Here is a 16,420-nt window from a genome sequence, read left to right on the forward strand (position 1 = left end):
GTCCACCGCCATGCAGGTTCCCCTTTGGTTCGCGCTGCTCGTCGTCGGCTACCTCGGCGTCAAGCTCATCCGCCCGCCGGCCTGGCTCATCGCCGTCCTCCTGCTCGGCGGCTTCCTTCTCGCTGACAGCGTCCTGGCCCCGGCCATCAACGGTCTGATCAAGTAACGCCCCCGGAAGGGAGTCCCAACATGCTCCGCCCGAAGATCCCGACCATGCCCACCCCGACCGGGCACGTCACCCCGCCAGCCCCCGTCGAGCCGACCGCCGTCCTTCCCAGCCTCCAGACCCCGCTGGCCGCCCCCACGGCCCCGGCGCCGTCCCGTCCGGTGGTCCAGCTCACCCCCGGCACCGTGCTCGCCCTCGTCGGCGGCGGCACCGCCGTCGTCCTGGTCGTCGGCGCCGTCCTCGTCTCCATGCTCCTGGCGGTCGCCATCACCGGCGCCTCGGTCGCCGTCGTCGCCGTCGTCCTGCGCTCGCTGCTCGCCTCCGAGACCAAGCGGCGCTGACCGGCTCCCGGAGCGGCCTCAACCGCCAAGTTTCCGCCGCTCCGGGCGCCTCCCCTTCCCGATCCAACGGACCAGAAAGGCACGGCCCATCATGCCCCAGAGCATCCCGAACCTGCCGATCTGCCGCGACTGCGACGGCTTCGCCTCCGTCGCCATCGACACCGGCACCCGTCACGCCGACGGCACCCGCGTCACCCTCCGCGTCGACTGCCCGACCTGCAAGGGCACTGGCCACACCCTCCGCGCCTCCCTCGTCCGCGTCGGGAGGTGACCCGAGTGACCGTCCTCGACCTCTTCGCCGGCCCCGGCGGCTGGTCCGAGGGACTGCGCGCCCTCGGCCTGACCGACATCGGTATCGAGATCGACCCTGCCGTCTGCACCACCCGCGCCGCCGCCGGACATACCACCATCCGCGCCGACGTCGCCGCCTACCCCACCGCTCCTCTCCGCGGGAAGGTGACGGGGCTGATCGGCTCCCCGCCCTGCCAGACCTTCAGCGCCGCCGGCCTGCGCGCCGGGAACACCGACCTGCCCCTGTGCCACCAGGCCCTTGACGACCTCGCCCGCGGGAGGGACACCCGCGCCGTGCTCCGTGCCGCCTGCGTCGACCCGCGCTCCCTGCTGGTCGTCGAGCCGCTGCGCTACGCCCTCGACCTGCGCCCCGACTGGATCACCCTGGAGGAAGTCCCCGCAGTGCTGCCGCTGTTCGAGCACACCGCCCGCCTCCTGGCGGGCATTGGCTACTCAACGTGGACCGGCGTTCTCAACGCTGCTAACTTCGGCCTTGCCCAGACCCGCCGCCGCGCCTTCCTGGTCGCCTCCCGTACCCGCCCGGCCACGCCCCCGGAGCCCACCCACGCTGACGGCGGCACCCCTGCTGACCTCTTCGGTGACGGGCTCTCGCCCTGGCGGACCATGCTCGATGTCCTGGGCTGCCCGCCCGCTCTCGTCGTCACTCGCGGGAACCACACCACCGGCGGCAGCACCTTCCCCACGACCGGCCCGTCCTGGGCGGTCACCGGCCGCGCCCGGTCCTGGCTGCTCAAGGTCGGCAACCGCCCGGCCGCCACCCGCCGCCGCCTCGACCAGCCCGCCCCGACGCTGCTGTTCGGCAAGGCCCTGAACGACGTGTCCTGGATCGACTCCGAGGGCACCCCTATCCGCCGCCTCGCGGTCCATGAGGCTGCGGTCCTCCAGGGCTTCCCCGCCCCCTACCCGTGGGCCGGCTCACGCACCAAGCAGTTCGAGCAGATCGGCAACGCCGTCCCCCCGCCGCTCGCCACCGCGCTCCTGAGGCCCCTCGTCCCGGCCGCGCTGGAGGTGGCTGCGTGAGCGACACCGCGACCTTCGCGGGCCTGGACCCGGTCACCCTGGGGGACCTCCTCCGGGTGGCCGGGCTCCCCGGCTTCGACCGCTGGCAGGACCAGATCAAGCGCACCGGCGGTTGCTCCGACCCGATCCACCTGCGTGGCTGGGTCGTCCACAAGGACAAGGTCACCGGGGAGACCCTGCACCGCTACAGCACCGAGAATGAGCCCGGCGGACGGCTCCGGGTCGCCTGCGGCAACCGCCGGGCCTCCCGTTGCCCCGCCTGCGCCTGGACCTACGCCGGTGACACCTACCACCTGATCCGCGCCGGGCTCGCCGGCGACCCAGACAAGGACATCCCCGCCACCGTCCGGGATCACCCGCGGGTGTTCGCCACCTTCACCGCGCCCTCGTTCGGCCCGGTCCACAACCGGCCCGACCGTGGCGCCTGCCGCTGCGGCGCTCGCCACCCCGCCGACGACTCCGCCCTGGGCACGGCGCTCGATCCGGGCACGTACGACTACGCCGGCGCGGTGCTGTTCAACAACCACGCGGGTGAGCTGTGGATGCGCACCATCAACCGGCTCCGCCGTGAGATCGCCAAGCGGGCCGGGCTGACACAGCGCGAACTCGCCGAGGTCTGCCGGCTGTCCTACGGCAAGGTTGCCGAGTTCCAGAAGCGGGGCGCCGTCCACTTCCATGCCGTGATCCGCCTCGACGGCCCGGACGGAGCCGACTCCGCCCCGCCGTCCTGGGCCACCACCGACCTGCTCACTGACGCCATCCGCGCCGCCGCCGCGCATCCATACAGCCGCGTCAGCGTCCCCGCCGCCGGCGACCAACCCGCCCGCACCTTCCAGTGGGGCCGACAGCTCGACGTCCGGCCCATCAAGGCGTTCGGTGACGGCTCCGACCTCACCGAACAGGCGGTCGCCTCCTACGTGGCCAAGTACGCCACCAAGGCGGCCGAGAACACGGGCACCCTGGACCGACGCATCGGCGAACTCGCCGAACTCGACCGCCACGGCGTCCCCGATCACGCCCGGCGTCTGATCACCGCGTGCCGAGACCTGGATGAGCTGTACCCGAACCGGCGCCTGTGGGCTTGGGCTCACATGCTCGGCTTCCGCGGGCACTTTTCGTCCAAGTCGCGCCGCTACTCGACCACGCTCGGCGCCCTCCGTCAGGCACGCGCCGACTTCCGTGCCGCGCAGGAACGTGAAGCGCTCGGTCTGGACGACATCGAGCCTGACACCGTCCTCGTCCTCGCTGACTGGCAGTACGCCGGCCACGGCCACACCCCCGGCGAATCCGCCCTAGCCGCCTCGATCCGCCGGGACATCGAACTCAACCGCGAAACCGCACGCGAAGCCTTGGAAGGAGAACTGGCGTGAAAGACGAGCTGATGACCGTTCCGGAAATCCTCGCCGAACTCAAAGGGGTATCACGCCGGACCTTCTACCGCTGGCGAGAATTGGGGCAGGCTCCGCGAGCTTTCAAGCTGCCCAATGGCGAACTGCGGGTGTGGCGCAGCGACTTCACGGCGTGGCTGAACAGTCGGGAGAGGGCAGCGGCGTGAAGTCACTCGACGTGAAGGTCTGGGGAGTCCGGAAAAGGAACACCAAGAAGCCGTCCTATGACGTTAGGTGGATCGTCTCCGGGAACGTTTTCTCCGAACAGTTCCGCACCAAGGGACTCGCGGACAACTACCGTTCCAAGCTCCTGCGTGCAATGCGCGACGGCGAGGAGTTCGACGCAGCTACCGGGCTGCCGGGCTCGATGGTCGAAAAGGCGCCCACGATGACGTGGTATGCCTTCGCTTTGAAGTACCTCGCCATGAAATGGCCGCACGCTGCGCCGAACACCCGCGACGGGATCAACGAGTCGTTGACCGCTGTCACCGTGGCGCTCCTCGACGATCGTCCTGGGCGGCCGGCCGATGACCTCCTCAGGAAGGCGCTTCGTAACTGGGCTTTCGTCCTTCCCGGCCCGGACGACCGTGAGTTGCCGACCGAGATCGCGAACACCCTGCATTGGGTGGCCAAGGCATCGCGCCCTCTCTCGGACCTCGCCGACGCGGCGGTCGGCAGGGCCGTCCTGGACTCCCTGAAGCTCAAGCTCGACGGAACGGCGGCTGCGGCAGAAACCGTACGGCGCAAGCGGCGCACTCTGGTCAATGCCATGCACTACGCGGTGGATCTCGGCGAGTTCAAAGAGAACCCGATCACTGCGGTTCGCTGGAAGAAACCGAAGGTGGTCAAGGAAGTAGATCCCCGAGTAGTGGCGAACCCCGAACAGGCTCGTGCTCTGCTGACTGCGGTCTCGTACGTCGGCGGATATGGCCGTGCGCGCGGCCGACGACTTGTCGGCTTCTTCGCCTGCATGTACTACGGCGCCCTTCGCCCCGCTGAGGCTGTCGGCCTCAAAGAGGCAGACCTGAAACTGCCTGAAGCGGGCTGGGGAACGGCTCTGCTGAATCGCACCCGCCCCAGCGTCGGCAAGCGATGGACCGACTCTGGCGAGACGCATGACGATCGCGGACTCAAGAACCGGCCCGTCGAAGAGGTCCGGCCCGTGCCGATCCCGCCGCAGCTCGTGGCGATTCTCCGAGATCACCTCGACACGTTCGGAACTGCCAAGGACGGGCGGCTGTTCACGAACGAGCGCGGGGGAGTGGTCGGCTCGTCTACGTACTACCGCGTGTGGCAGGAGGCTCGCGCGCTGGCTCTTCCGCCGGCCGTTGTTGCCTCGCCGCTCGCCGCCCGTCCGTACGACCTGCGGCACTCGGCGCTGTCGACCTGGCTCAACTCCGGCGTCGACGCGACCGAGGTCGCCGAGCGTGCAGGCAACAGCGTCGAGGTCCTGCTGAGCCGCTACGCGAAGTGCATCGACGGTCGGCAGGAGATCGCCAACCGCAAGATCGAAGAGCTGTTGCGCGAGTACGAGTAATCCCACGCGCGCTGTACGAGGCTTCAGGCCCCTGGATCCGTCCGGGGGCCTTCGCCGTTTCCGGGGCTGACCAGGGCCAATGCCCCAAGATCCTGTCCACGAATAGTCCACAGACCCCGACATAGGGCCGCTCAGTGCTGCATACGCCTGCACATACGCGAAGACCCCGGCCTCAGCGTTTCCGCTGGTGACGGGGTCTTTGGGCACCTCATGCTGGGTGCCCCCGGCAGGATTCGAACCTGCGCACACGGCTCCGGAGGCCGTTGCTCTATCCCCTGAGCTACGGGGGCGTGTCCCGCGCTGTTGCGCTGACGGGTAGAACCCTACCAGCTCCTTCGCGGTGGTCATGAACGGTTTCCCGGGGGCTCCGCCGTCGCGGCTCGCCCGGACGGGGTGGAAGTGGGGAAAACCCGGACGCGGCCCCCTGGGGCGACCTACTCTCGAGTTGTGCCAGGCGCGTCCGGCCGGGTGCTTGTTGTGGACGACAACAAGGTCATCCGGCAGCTGATCAGGGTCAACCTCGAGCTGGAGGGTCTTGAGGTCGTGACCGCCGCCGACGGTGCCGAGTGTCTGGACGTCGTGCATCAGGTGCGGCCCGATGTCGTCACCCTGGATGTCGTCATGCCCCGGCTCGACGGGTTGCGCACGGCGGCGCGGCTTCGTGCCGATCCCCGGACCCGGAAGCTGCCCCTCGCCATCATCAGCGCCTGTTCGCAGTCCGAGGTCGAGAGCGGTCTCGATGTCGGCGTCGACGCCTTTCTCTCCAAGCCCTTCGAGCCGTCCGAACTCGTCCAGCTCGTGAAGGACTTGCTCGAGCGCGGTCCTCAGGTCGGCCGGCACCACCAGCAGCAGAGCGGTCGCGACCTCCACGGCGCGCCCGACTCCGGTGCCGCAGATCGCGTCGAGCCCGCCGGGCACGCCCCCCACGCCGGGCAGCCGGGCGGTTGAGGCCACTCCTCCCCGCACCCGACCCCCGCCAACCGCACAGGCATGCCTCGCCGGGCAACCGGGCCGCCCCGCAAGCCCCCGGGCAACCGAACCGCCCCCAGGCCCGCCGCGCAACCGAACCGCCCAGGCCCACCCTCGCCCCACCATCCCCGTCCACATCCCGGACCCCACGGAAACCAACTCGCCTACCCACCCCCCTCCTCCCCTACGCTTGTCCCCGTGACCCCCGTCGAGCTGTCCCGCACCGTGCTGCACGCGGTGCGTCGTGCCGTTGACGTGGGGGAACTCAGCGTGCCGCTGCCCACACGTGCGGTGGTCACTCCGCCGGGGCCCGGTGGCCGTGGGGACTACGCCACCAACATCGCCCTGCAGCTGGCCCGGCCCGCCGGGCGTCCTGCCCTTCAGGTCGCCGAGATTCTCCGGCCCCATCTCCGTGACACCGTCGGCGTCGCCGATGTCGAGATCACCGGGCCCGGGTTCCTCAACATCCACCTCGATCAGGGCGCGGCCACCGCCGCCCTCGTCCGCGAGATCCTCGATCACGGTGACCACCTCGGGAACGACTACGGGCACAGCCAGGCCCTCGACGGCGCCGTCATCCCCCTCCGCATCCCCTACGACATCCGCGCCGAAGTCGTGGCCGACACCCTCGTGCGGATCATCGCCACCCAGGGCGGACGCGCCGAGGTCGATCATGCGCGTCCCGGTGAACCCGTCGATCTCCGGCCCGTCCCGGCGCCCGAGGACCCCACCCCCCTCGGCCCCGACGCCGCCCGCTGGGCCCTCCTCCACCCCGCCGCGCACGACCGGCCCCGTATCACCGCCGACCACCTGCTCCAGCGCGAGAGCAACCCCCTCTTCCGCGTTCGCTACGCCCACTCCCGCGCCCGCGCCCTGGTCCGCAACGCCGCCCGGCTGGGATTCGAGGCCGCCCCCGGCGACGTACCGGACGCGACCGCCGCACCCCTCACCCGCGCCCTCGCCGAGTACCCCACCGCCCTCGCCCAGGCGGCCGCCCACCGTGCGCCCGACCGGCTCGCCCGGCACCTCGTCGCCGTCGCCGACGGACTGCTCGGCTTCCAGCACACCGTTCTTCCGCTCGGCGAGGAGAAACCCTCGGCCGCCCACCGCGCCCGGCTCGCTCTCGCCGAAGCCGCCGGGACGGTGCTGGCCGGCGGCCTGTCCCTGCTCGGCATCAGCGCACCCGACTACCTCTGAGACCTCCGAGAAAGCCCAGACCAGTCATGAGCCGTTCCGCACATCCCGCCGGGCCCCGGCACGCCGACGTCCTGCCCGAAGGGCACTACTCCGCCCCGCCCGCCGACCTCAACGCCCTCGACCCCAAGGTGTGGGCGCAGACCGTCACCCGTGACGCGCATGGTGTCGTCACCGTCGGCGGCATCGACGTCAAGACGCTCGCCGAGTGGTTCGGCACCCCCGCCTACTTCATCGACGAGGCCGACTTCCGGGCCCGCGCCCGCGCGTGGCGGACCGCCTTCGGGCCGGACGCCGACGTGTTCTACGCCGGGAAGGCGTTCCTGTCCCGCGCCGTCGTGCGTTGGCTGCACGAAGAGGGCCTCAACCTCGACGTCTGCTCCGGTGGTGAGCTCGCCACCGCTCTCGCCGGCGGTATGCCCGCCGACCGCATCGCCTTCCACGGCAACAACAAGTCGGTCGAGGAGATCACCAAGGCCGTCGAAGCCGGTGTCGGGCGGATCGTCCTCGACTCCTTCCAGGAGATCGTGCGGGTCGCGCACATCGCCTCCTCCATGGGCAAGCGGCAGCGCGTGCAGATCCGCGTGACCGTCGGTGTCGAGGCGCACACCCACGAGTTCATCGCCACCGCCCACGAGGACCAGAAGTTCGGCATCCCGCTCGCCGACGGGCAGGCCGCCGAAGCCGTACGCCGTGCCCTTCAGCTCGACGGGCTCGAACTCATCGGGATCCACTCCCACATCGGGTCCCAGATCTTCGACATGTCCGGGTTCGAGGTCGCCGCCCACCGGGTGGTGGGGCTGCTCAAGGACATTCGGGACGAGCACGGCGTCGAGCTGCCCGAGATCGACCTCGGCGGCGGCCTCGGCATCGCCTACACCAGCGACGACGACCCCCGTGAGCCCCACGAGATCGCCAAGGCGCTGACGGAGATCGTTTCGCGTGAGTGCGAGGGCGCCCGCCTCCGCACCCCCCGCATCTCCGTCGAGCCGGGCCGTGCCATCGTGGGACCGACCGCCTTCACCCTCTACGAGGTCGGCACCATCAAGCCGCTCCAGGGGCTGCGTACGTACGTCTCCGTCGACGGCGGCATGTCCGACAACATCCGCACCGCGCTCTACGACGCCGAGTACAGCGTCGCTCTCGCCTCGCGCACCTCGGACGCGGAACCGATGCTGGTCCGCATCGTCGGCAAGCACTGCGAGAGCGGGGACATCGTGGTGCGGGACGCCTTCCTGCCCGCCGATCTCGCGCCCGGTGACCTCATCGCCGTACCTGCCACCGGCGCCTACTGCCGGTCCATGGCCAGCAACTACAACCACGCGCTGCGCCCGCCCGTCGTCGCCGTGGGCGACGGGGACGCCCGGGTCATCGTCCGCCGCGAGACGGAGGAGGACCTGCTGCGTCTCGACGTCGGGTGAACCGCCGACAGGCAGAGGGCGGAAGATCTTCCGGTCTTCCGCCACTGACAAAATGAAATAAACGTCTCACGATCCGGACCAAGGGCAGAAACTCCCGTCCGGTGAGTGAGACTGGTCCAACCGTAGACCGCATGAGGAAACGAGGTCGGATGATGCGTACGCGTCCGCTGAAGGTGGCGCTGCTGGGCTGTGGGGTTGTCGGCTCAGAGGTGGCGCGCATCATGACGACGCACGCCGACGACCTCGCCGCCCGGATCGGCGCGCCCGTGGAGCTCGCGGGCGTGGCCGTGCGGCGGCCCTCCAAGGTCCGGGAGGGCATCGACCCCGCCCTCGTCACCACCGACGCCACCGCCCTCGTCAAACGCGGGGACATCGACGTGGTCGTGGAGGTCATCGGCGGGATCGAGCCCGCCCGGAGCCTCATCACCACCGCCTTCGAGCACGGGGCGTCCGTCGTGTCCGCCAACAAGGCACTCCTCGCAAGGGACGGGGCCGCCCTCCACGCGGCCGCCGAGGAGCACGGCAAGGACCTGTACTACGAGGCCGCCGTCGCCGGTGCCATCCCGCTGATCCGGCCGCTGCGCGAGTCACTGGCCGGCGACAAGGTCAACCGGGTGCTCGGCATCGTCAACGGGACGACCAACTTCATCCTCGACAAGATGGACTCGACCGGCGCCGGGTACCAGGAGGCCCTGGACGAGGCCACCGCCCTGGGGTACGCGGAGGCCGACCCCACCGCCGACGTCGAGGGGTTCGACGCGGCCGCCAAGGCCGCCATCCTGGCCGGGATCGCCTTCCACACGCGCGTGCGTCTCGACGACGTCTACCGCGAGGGCATGACCGAGGTCACCGCGGCCGACTTCGCCTCCGCCAAGCAGATGGGCTGCACCATCAAGCTGCTCGCCATCTGTGAGCGGGCCGCCGACGGAGGCTCGGTCACCGCGCGCGTGCACCCCGCCATGATTCCGCTGACCCACCCGCTGGCCTCGGTGCGCGGCGCGTACAACGCCGTGTTCGTGGAGTCCGACGCCGCCGGTCAGCTCATGTTCTACGGTCCCGGCGCCGGTGGCGCGCCGACCGCCTCCGCCGTTCTCGGCGATCTCGTCGCCGTGTGCCGCAACCGCCTCAGCGGTGCCACCGGGCCCGGCGAGTCCGCGTACGCGGCCCTGCCCGTGTCGCCCATGGGCGACGTCGTCACGCGCTACCACATCAGCCTCGACGTCGCCGACAAACCGGGTGTTCTCGCCCAGGTCGCCACCGTCTTCGCCGAGCACGACGTCTCGATCGATACGGTTCGCCAGCAGGGGCGAAATCAAGGCAGTGGCGACGTAGTCGCCATCGATCAGGGTGGTGGCGGGCGACGGGAGGGCGGCGAGGCGTCCCTCGTCGTCGTCACCCACCGAGCGTCCGACGCCTCGCTCAGCGGGACCGTCGAGGCGCTGCGCAAGCTCGACACCGTGCGGGGTGTCGCCAGCATCATGCGGGTTGAAGGAGAGTAACCAGCAATGACCCACCAGTGGCGCGGAATCATCGAGGAGTACCGGGATCGGCTGCCGGTGTCCGACAGCACGCCGGTCGTCACGCTCCGCGAGGGCGGTACGCCGCTCGTGCCCGCGCAGGTGCTCTCCGAGCGCACCGGGTGTGAGGTCCACCTGAAGGTGGAGGGCGCCAACCCCACCGGGTCCTTCAAGGACCGCGGTATGACCATGGCCATCTCCAAGGCCAAGGAGGAGGGCGCGAAGGCCGTCATCTGCGCCTCCACGGGCAACACGTCCGCCTCCGCCGCCGCCTACGCCGTACGCGCCGGCATGGTCTCCGCCGTGCTCGTGCCGCAGGGCAAGATCGCGCTCGGCAAGATGGGCCAGGCCCTGGTGCACGGTGCGAAGATCCTCCAGGTCGACGGCAACTTCGACGACTGCCTCACCCTCGCCCGGGCGCTCAGCGACAACTACCCCGTGGCGTTGGTCAATTCGGTCAACCCGGTACGTATCGAGGGTCAGAAGACGGCGTCCTTCGAGATCGTGGACATGCTCGGCGACGCCCCGGACATCCACGTCCTGCCGGTCGGCAACGCGGGCAACATCACGGCCTACTGGAAGGGCTACAAGGAGTACGCCGCCGACGGCGTCGCCAGGCGCACCCCGCGCATGTGGGGCTTCCAGGCGTCCGGCTCCGCCCCGATCGTGCGCGGGGAGGTCGTCAAGGACCCGTCGACCATCGCCACCGCCATCCGCATCGGCAACCCGGCGTCCTGGAAGTACGCCCTCGAGGCCCGGGACGAATCGGGCGGTGCCATCGACGAGGTGACCGACCGTGAGATCCTCCGCGCCTACCGGCTGTTGGCCGCTCAGGAGGGCGTCTTCGTGGAGCCCGCGTCCGCCGCGTCGGTCGCAGGTCTGCTGAAGGCCGCCGAGCAGGGCAAGGTCGACCCCGGCCAGCGCATCGTGTGCACCGTCACCGGCAACGGCCTCAAGGACCCCGACTGGGCCGTCGCGGGCGCCCCGCAGCCGGTCACCGTCCCGGTCGACGCGGCGACCGCCGCCGAGCGGCTCGGCCTCGCGTAACCAGGCCCTTCCCGGGGGATAACCCTTACGGCACCGACAGAGGGGGCACAGGGGCGGCACGACACGCATCGTGCGCCTCCTGTGCGCCCTATGTCGCCACAGAACCTTCCTTCGATAGGCTGTACCGAACCCGCCCGCCGCATATGCCGCAGCCGCATGTGCCGTGGTGCCGCGCCGCCTTCGCGGCCTTCGGGTCCTCGGTACGTCATCGAATGTCATTCGACGATCATGCAGCTCAAGGAGAGTCAACGAGCGATGGCCGGTCCAGCGTTCCGCGCCGCCGCCGTCCGGGTGCGCGTCCCTGCCACCAGCGCCAATCTCGGTCCGGGCTTCGACGCCCTCGGACTCGCGCTGGGGCTCTACGACGACGTGGTCGTCCGGGTGGCCGACTCCGGGCTGCACATCGACATCGCGGGCGAGGGCAGCGAGACCCTCCCGCGGGACGAGAGCCACCTCCTCGTACGGTCCCTGCGCGCCGCCTTCGACGCGCTGGGCGGGCAGCCGCGCGGCCTGGAGATCGTCTGCGCCAACCGCATCCCGCACGGCCGGGGCCTCGGCTCCTCCTCCGCCGCCATCTGCGCCGGCATCGTCGCCGCCCGCGCCGTGACCATAGGCGGCGACAGCCGGCTCGACGACACCGCGCTGCTGGAGCTCGCCACCGAGATCGAGGGGCACCCCGACAACGTCGCGGCCTGCCTCCTCGGCGGCTTCACCCTCTCCTGGATGGAGCGCGGCGCCGCCCGTGCGATCCGCATGGACCCCGCCGATTCCATCGTTCCGGTGGTTTTCGTCCCCGGGAAGCCGGTCCTGACCGCGACCGCGCGCGGACTGCTCCCGCGCACCGTGCCGCACGTCGACGCCGCCGCCAACGCGGGCCGCGCCGCGCTGCTCGTCGAGGCCCTGACCAGGCGCCCCGAGCTGCTGCTGCCCGCCACCGAGGACCGCCTCCACCAGGAGTACCGCGCCCCGGCCATGCCGGAGAGCGCCGCGCTGGTGGAGCGGCTGCGGGCGGACGGCGTCCCCGCGGTGATCTCCGGCGCCGGCCCCACGGTCCTGGCGCTCGCCGACGGCGCGAGCGCCGACAAGGTGGCCGACCTGGCGGGCGAGGGCTGGGCCGCCAACCGGCTGGAGCTGGACAGCCAGGGAGCGAGCGTGCTGCCGCTTGCGCCCTGACACACGGTTGCCGGATTTCGAGAGGGGGAATGTTTGTTGGATCCGGTAGTGTTAACCTCAAGTCTGCACCCGACCCCGCCATGGCGAGGTGCTTCGTGTCCCCGTCCGGGACCGACATTCTTCCGGGAGCTTCCCAAGCCGCCCTGTGTTCCGTATCACGTACCTGAGCTATACGTCGTACGCGGACACTGAGCGGATTGCAGAGCACGCTCCGGAATCGGCGTGACCGAGCCGCGCGACACAAAACCGGGTGTCACGGCTTCGGGAAGCGCCAATCACCAGATATCTCCTCCGCCGCTTTGGCGGACCACCGCACCGGCACGGTCCACACAAACCGGACCGAAGCCGGACAGCACAACCGGTCGCCGAGCCAGACAGGCCGACGTCCGCTCCAGGGAAGGACCCTTCGTGAGCGACACCACCGATCTGATGGGCGCACGTGTCGAGGACACCGCTGCAGCGCCCGCCACGGACGCCTCCGCGCCTGCCACCGGTGCCGGGTCCCGGCGGCGCCGCGGTACCGGCCTCGAGGGCATGGTGCTGGCCGAGCTGCAGCAGGTCGCATCCGGCCTCGGCATCAGGGGCACGGCGCGCATGCGCAAGAGCCAGCTGATCGAGGTCATCAAGGAGGCGCAGGCGGGAGGCGGCGCCCCGGCCGCCAAGGCCGACAGCGCCACCGAGACCAAGCCCAAGCGCCGGGCCACCTCCAGGACCCGCACCGGCGACGAGGCCGCCGCGGCCGAGCCGAAGGCGGCCAAGGCCGACAAGGCGGCCGAGCAGGCCGTGGCCCCGCAGCAGATCGAGATCCCCGGACAGGGAGCCGGTGACGGCGCCCCGGCCGAGCGCCGCCGCCGCCGCGCCACCGCCGAGGCCGGCAGCCCCGAGACGGTCGCCGCCGAGGCGCAGAGCGAGCCGAAGGCCGAGACCCCGGCCCAGCCGCAGCAGACCCAGCCGCAGGGTGACGGCGCCAAGGCCGACGCCGGTGACGGCGAGGGCCGCCGCCGCGACCGCCGTGAGCGCGGCCGGGACCGCGACCGCCGCGGCAAGGGCGACGACCAGCAGCAGGGCCAGGGCGGCGGCCGTCAGGACCGTCAGCAGCAGGGCCAGCCGCAGGGCGGCGGCCGCCAGGACCGGAACACCGGTCCGCAGGACGACGACGACTTCGACGGCGGCCGCAGGGGCCGTCGCGGCCGCTACCGCGACCGCCGTGGCCGTCGTGGCCGCGACGACATCGCCGCCGAGCCGCAGCTCGCCGAGGACGACGTCCTGATCCCCGTCGCGGGCATCCTGGACATCCTCGACAACTACGCGTTCATCCGTACCTCGGGCTACCTCCCCGGTCCGAACGACGTGTACGTCTCCCTCGCCCAGGTCCGCAAGAACGGCCTGCGCAAGGGTGACCACGTCACCGGTGCGGTCCGCCAGCCGAAGGAGGGCGAGCGCCGCGAGAAGTTCAACGCGCTGGTCCGCCTCGACTCCGTCAACGGCATGGCGCCCGAACACGGCCGCGGCCGACCGGAGTTCAACAAGCTGACCCCGCTCTACCCGCAGGACCGCCTGCGCCTGGAGACGGACCCCGGTGTCCTCACCACCCGCATCATCGATCTGGTCTCGCCGATCGGTAAGGGCCAGCGCGGTCTGATCGTGGCCCCGCCGAAGACCGGCAAGACCATGATCATGCAGGCGATCGCCAACGCGATCACCCACAACAACCCCGAGTGCCACCTGATGGTCGTCCTCGTCGACGAGCGTCCGGAAGAGGTCACCGACATGCAGCGGTCGGTCAAGGGCGAGGTCATCTCCTCGACCTTCGACCGCCCGGCCGAGGACCACACCACGGTCGCGGAGCTGGCCATCGAGCGCGCCAAGCGCCTGGTGGAGCTGGGCCACGACGTCGTCGTGCTGCTCGACTCGATCACGCGTCTGGGCCGTGCGTACAACCTCGCCGCCCCGGCCTCCGGCCGCATCCTGTCCGGTGGTGTCGACTCCACCGCCCTGTACCCGCCGAAGCGCTTCTTCGGTGCGGCCCGCAACATCGAGGACGGCGGCTCGCTGACCATCCTCGCCACCGCTCTGGTGGACACCGGGTCCCGCATGGACGAGGTGATCTTCGAGGAGTTCAAGGGCACCGGCAACATGGAGCTCAAGCTCGACCGGAAGCTCGCCGACAAGCGCATCTTCCCCGCGGTGGACGTGGACGCGTCCGGTACGCGCAAGGAGGAGATCCTGCTCGGCGCCGAGGAGCTGGGCATCGTCTGGAAGCTGCGCCGGGTGCTGCACGCGCTCGACCAGCAGCAGGCGATCGAGCTGCTCCTCGACAAGATGAAGCAGACCAAGTCGAACGTCGAGTTCCTGATGCAGATCCAGAAGACGACCCCCGCGCCCGGCAACGGGGACTGATCGAGTCGTCACACCACAGGGCCGTCCCGTCGCACCCGGCGGGGCGGCCCTGTGCGTCGGCGAGATTTATGCCACAAGGACGGGTTGCGGGCAGTACGGCCACTACGCCCCTGTACGGGCGAAGTCGCAGGTGAGCGCGGCGCCGTCGACCTCGAGGTGACCGTGCGTGTTTGCGGGGCCACGTCCTGGACACTCAGCGTTGTGCAACTCTTTCTCCGGTTTCTCCGTCTGACCGAACGGAGCGACCATGGACCAATGAGAGGCCGCCAGGACTGAGGAGCACATGCCTTCCGAGAGCACGCCGGACGCCGGCATACCCGGCGAGGCCACGACGCGGGGTCCGCGCCGCGGCGGCAAGGGCCGCCGCCGCAAGCCCCGAAGCGCCGGGCGCAAGGCGCTCCTGGCCACCGCATGGAGTGCGGCGGGCATCCTGCTGCTCGGCGGCACCGGCGCGGGCTACCTGTACTTCAAGTTCAACGGCAACATCAAGAGCGTCGACATCAACCAGGCGCTCGCCGGCGACCGGCCCAAGAAGGTCGACAACGGCTCCGAGAACATCCTGGTCCTCGGCTCGGACACCCGTTCCGGCGCCAACAGGAAGCTGGGCGGCGGCACCGACGACGGCACCGGGCGTTCGGACACGGCGATGATCGTGCACCTGTACAAGGGCCACAAGCAGGCCAGCGTCGTCTCCATCCCGCGCGACACCCTCGTCGACCGCCCCGAGTGCACCGACCCCAAGGGCGTCACCCACGCAGCGGCCCGCGGCTCCATGTTCAACGAGGCCTACTCCGTCGGCGGCGCCACCTGCGCCGTGAAGACCGTGGAGTCGATCACCGGCATCCGTATGGACCACTACATCGAGGTCGACTTCGCCGGCTTCGAGAAACTGATCGACACTCTCGGCGGCGTCCAGGTGACCACCACCAAGGACATCCACGACGGCAGCAGCCACCTCGACCTGAAGGCCGGCACGCACACCCTGAACGGGCAGCAGGCACTCGGCCTGGTCCGCACCCGGCACGGCGTGGGCGACGGCTCCGACCTCGGGCGCATCCAGCTCCAGCAGGCGTTCATCAAGGCCCTGGTCAGCCAGGTCGCGCACATCGGCGTGCTGACCAGCCCGCAGAAGCTGTACGACCTCGCCGACACCGCGACGAAGTCCGTCACCACCGACTCCGACCTGGCCTCCGTCAAGGACCTGGCGTTGTTCGCCGAGGGGCTGAAGGGCATCAGCTCCTCGCACATGAACATGGTGACGATGCCGGTCCAGTACGACCCGGCGAACCCGAACCGGGTCCTGCCGGACGAGGCCAAGGCCCGGCTGATGTGGACCGCCCTGAAGAACGACCGGCCCATCCCGGCGTCGGCGACGGAGGGGACGGCCACGGGCGAGGCCAAGGGCGTGGTCAGCGCCCCGTAAAGGGGGCGGGGACATACCGGTATGCGGCTTGCGCCGCGTGGGCGCGGGGAACCACATCGATCCCGCACCCGCCCCGGGCGACGAGGCGGCCCCCGGTAGGCGAACCCGCCCCTCCCCCCGTGGGGAATACACGACCCCGGCCCCCGGTTTTGGGGGATGGCGCCAGTCCTGGCAGACTGGTACGTCGGCTCCGGTTCACGCACCCGCATCCCGCGGCTGCGACCCGGCGCCCTCCCGGAAAACTAGGAGACACCTTGAAGCGCGACATCCACCCCGCGTACGTCGAGACGCAGGTCAGCTGCACCTGCGGCGCGTCGTTCACCACCCGTAGCACCATCGAGTCCGGCACCATCCGGGCCGAGGTCTGCTCCGAGTGCCACCCGTTCTACACGGGCAAGCAGAAGATCCTCGACACCGGTGGCCGTGTGGCCCGCTTCGAGGCCCGCTTCGGCAAGGCTGCCGCTGCCAAGAAGTAGCGAGCCCACAGCGCCGGTCTCCGGTGCCCCCTTCGC

16 protein-coding genes and 1 tRNA gene are annotated in these 16,420 nt (G+C 70.6%); 16 read left to right on the plus strand and 1 reads right to left on the minus strand.

Annotated features, from left to right (window positions below):
* Positions 1 to 10 precede the first annotated feature (10 nt).
* From C3488_RS07795 to C3488_RS07825, 7 genes are all read left to right on the plus strand, one after another.
* Positions 11 to 166 (plus strand): hypothetical protein, encoded by a 156-nt coding sequence (locus C3488_RS07795; protein ID WP_103838579.1) that lies wholly within the window; start codon positions 11 to 13, stop codon positions 164 to 166.
* 23 nt (positions 167 to 189) lie between these two features.
* Positions 190 to 507 carry a SpdD-like protein gene (locus tag C3488_RS07800; protein WP_103838580.1) on the plus strand — a complete coding sequence of 106 codons (318 nt, stop codon included), beginning with the start codon at positions 190 to 192 and terminating at the stop codon, positions 505 to 507.
* A gap of 91 nt (positions 508 to 598) precedes the next feature.
* Positions 599 to 778: a hypothetical protein gene (locus tag C3488_RS07805; protein WP_103838581.1), complete on the plus strand. Its 180-nt coding sequence runs from the start codon at positions 599 to 601 to the stop codon at positions 776 to 778.
* A gap of 5 nt (positions 779 to 783) precedes the next feature.
* On the plus strand, positions 784 to 1,839 hold the full coding sequence (locus C3488_RS07810) for a DNA cytosine methyltransferase (protein ID WP_103838582.1): 1,056 nt from the start codon (positions 784 to 786) through the stop codon (positions 1,837 to 1,839).
* Positions 1,836 to 3,209 (plus strand): replication initiator protein RepSA, encoded by a 1,374-nt coding sequence (gene repSA, locus C3488_RS07815; protein ID WP_103838583.1) that lies wholly within the window; start codon positions 1,836 to 1,838, stop codon positions 3,207 to 3,209. Before C3488_RS07810 ends, repSA begins: the two co-directional genes overlap by 4 nt.
* Before the next feature lie 11 nt (positions 3,210 to 3,220).
* The gene (locus C3488_RS07820; protein ID WP_078917071.1) at positions 3,221 to 3,394 is read left to right on the plus strand and encodes an AlpA family transcriptional regulator; all 174 of its coding nucleotides are present in this window, start codon (positions 3,221 to 3,223) and stop codon (positions 3,392 to 3,394) included.
* Positions 3,391 to 4,764 carry a tyrosine-type recombinase/integrase gene (locus C3488_RS07825; protein WP_103838585.1) on the plus strand — a complete coding sequence of 458 codons (1,374 nt, stop codon included), beginning with the start codon at positions 3,391 to 3,393 and terminating at the stop codon, positions 4,762 to 4,764. Before C3488_RS07820 ends, C3488_RS07825 begins: the two co-directional genes overlap by 4 nt.
* 218 nt (positions 4,765 to 4,982) lie before the next feature.
* Here the strand turns inward: C3488_RS07825 and C3488_RS07830 are convergent.
* Positions 4,983 to 5,054 (minus strand) — tRNA-Arg (locus C3488_RS07830).
* Positions 5,055 to 5,163: 109 nt separating this feature from the next.
* Here C3488_RS07830 and C3488_RS07835 point away from each other — a divergent pair.
* From C3488_RS07835 to rpmE, 9 genes are all read left to right on the plus strand, one after another.
* Entirely contained in the window at positions 5,164 to 5,712 is a 549-nt protein-coding gene (locus C3488_RS07835) for a response regulator (protein ID WP_103838586.1), read from the plus strand.
* Between the two features lie 219 nt (positions 5,713 to 5,931).
* Positions 5,932 to 6,930 (plus strand): ArgS-related anticodon-binding protein NrtL, encoded by a 999-nt coding sequence (gene nrtL / locus C3488_RS07840; RefSeq protein ID WP_103838587.1) that lies wholly within the window; start codon positions 5,932 to 5,934, stop codon positions 6,928 to 6,930.
* A 26-nt stretch (positions 6,931 to 6,956) separates the two neighbouring features.
* Entirely contained in the window at positions 6,957 to 8,348 is a 1,392-nt protein-coding gene (gene lysA / locus C3488_RS07845) for a diaminopimelate decarboxylase (RefSeq protein WP_103838588.1), read from the plus strand.
* Between the two features lie 149 nt (positions 8,349 to 8,497).
* On the plus strand, positions 8,498 to 9,847 hold the full coding sequence (locus C3488_RS07850) for a homoserine dehydrogenase (RefSeq protein ID WP_181138927.1): 1,350 nt from the start codon (positions 8,498 to 8,500) through the stop codon (positions 9,845 to 9,847).
* 6 nt (positions 9,848 to 9,853) lie between these two features.
* Complete coding sequence (gene thrC / locus C3488_RS07855) at positions 9,854 to 10,912, plus strand: threonine synthase (protein WP_103838589.1); 1,059 nt, start codon at positions 9,854 to 9,856, stop codon at positions 10,910 to 10,912.
* Between the two features lie 255 nt (positions 10,913 to 11,167).
* Positions 11,168 to 12,085, plus strand: a complete 918-nt coding sequence (gene thrB / locus C3488_RS07860) for a homoserine kinase (protein WP_103838590.1) — start codon at positions 11,168 to 11,170, stop codon at positions 12,083 to 12,085.
* A gap of 408 nt (positions 12,086 to 12,493) precedes the next feature.
* Positions 12,494 to 14,485, plus strand: coding sequence for a transcription termination factor Rho (rho, locus tag C3488_RS07865; RefSeq protein ID WP_103838591.1), 1,992 nt, complete (start codon positions 12,494 to 12,496; stop codon positions 14,483 to 14,485).
* A 283-nt stretch (positions 14,486 to 14,768) separates the two neighbouring features.
* Positions 14,769 to 15,908 (plus strand): LCP family protein, encoded by a 1,140-nt coding sequence (locus C3488_RS07870; protein ID WP_103838592.1) that lies wholly within the window; start codon positions 14,769 to 14,771, stop codon positions 15,906 to 15,908.
* Positions 15,909 to 16,162: 254 nt separating this feature from the next.
* Positions 16,163 to 16,384: a 50S ribosomal protein L31 gene (rpmE, locus tag C3488_RS07875; protein ID WP_103838593.1), complete on the plus strand. Its 222-nt coding sequence runs from the start codon at positions 16,163 to 16,165 to the stop codon at positions 16,382 to 16,384.
* Positions 16,385 to 16,420: the final 36 nt, after the last annotated feature.

The sequence above is a fragment of the Streptomyces sp. Ru72 genome, assembly GCF_002920635.1.
In the GTDB taxonomy this organism is placed as follows: domain Bacteria; phylum Actinomycetota; class Actinomycetes; order Streptomycetales; family Streptomycetaceae; genus Streptomyces.

What these genes read in the sequence shown, in the direction of transcription:
- C3488_RS07795 (WP_103838579.1), top strand. Translation starts at nt 11, where the DNA reads ATGCAGGTTCCCCTTTGGTTCGCGCTGCTCGTCGTCGGCTACCTCGGC.
- C3488_RS07800 (WP_103838580.1), top strand. Translation starts at nt 190, where the DNA reads ATGCTCCGCCCGAAGATCCCGACCATGCCCACCCCGACCGGGCACGTC.
- C3488_RS07805 (WP_103838581.1), top strand. Translation starts at nt 599, where the DNA reads ATGCCCCAGAGCATCCCGAACCTGCCGATCTGCCGCGACTGCGACGGC.
- C3488_RS07820 (WP_078917071.1), top strand. Translation starts at nt 3,221, where the DNA reads ATGACCGTTCCGGAAATCCTCGCCGAACTCAAAGGGGTATCACGCCGG.
- lysA (WP_103838588.1), top strand. Translation starts at nt 6,957, where the DNA reads ATGAGCCGTTCCGCACATCCCGCCGGGCCCCGGCACGCCGACGTCCTG.
- C3488_RS07850 (WP_181138927.1), top strand. Translation starts at nt 8,498, where the DNA reads ATGATGCGTACGCGTCCGCTGAAGGTGGCGCTGCTGGGCTGTGGGGTT.
- thrC (WP_103838589.1), top strand. Translation starts at nt 9,854, where the DNA reads ATGACCCACCAGTGGCGCGGAATCATCGAGGAGTACCGGGATCGGCTG.
- thrB (WP_103838590.1), top strand. Translation starts at nt 11,168, where the DNA reads ATGGCCGGTCCAGCGTTCCGCGCCGCCGCCGTCCGGGTGCGCGTCCCT.
- C3488_RS07870 (WP_103838592.1), top strand. Translation starts at nt 14,769, where the DNA reads ATGCCTTCCGAGAGCACGCCGGACGCCGGCATACCCGGCGAGGCCACG.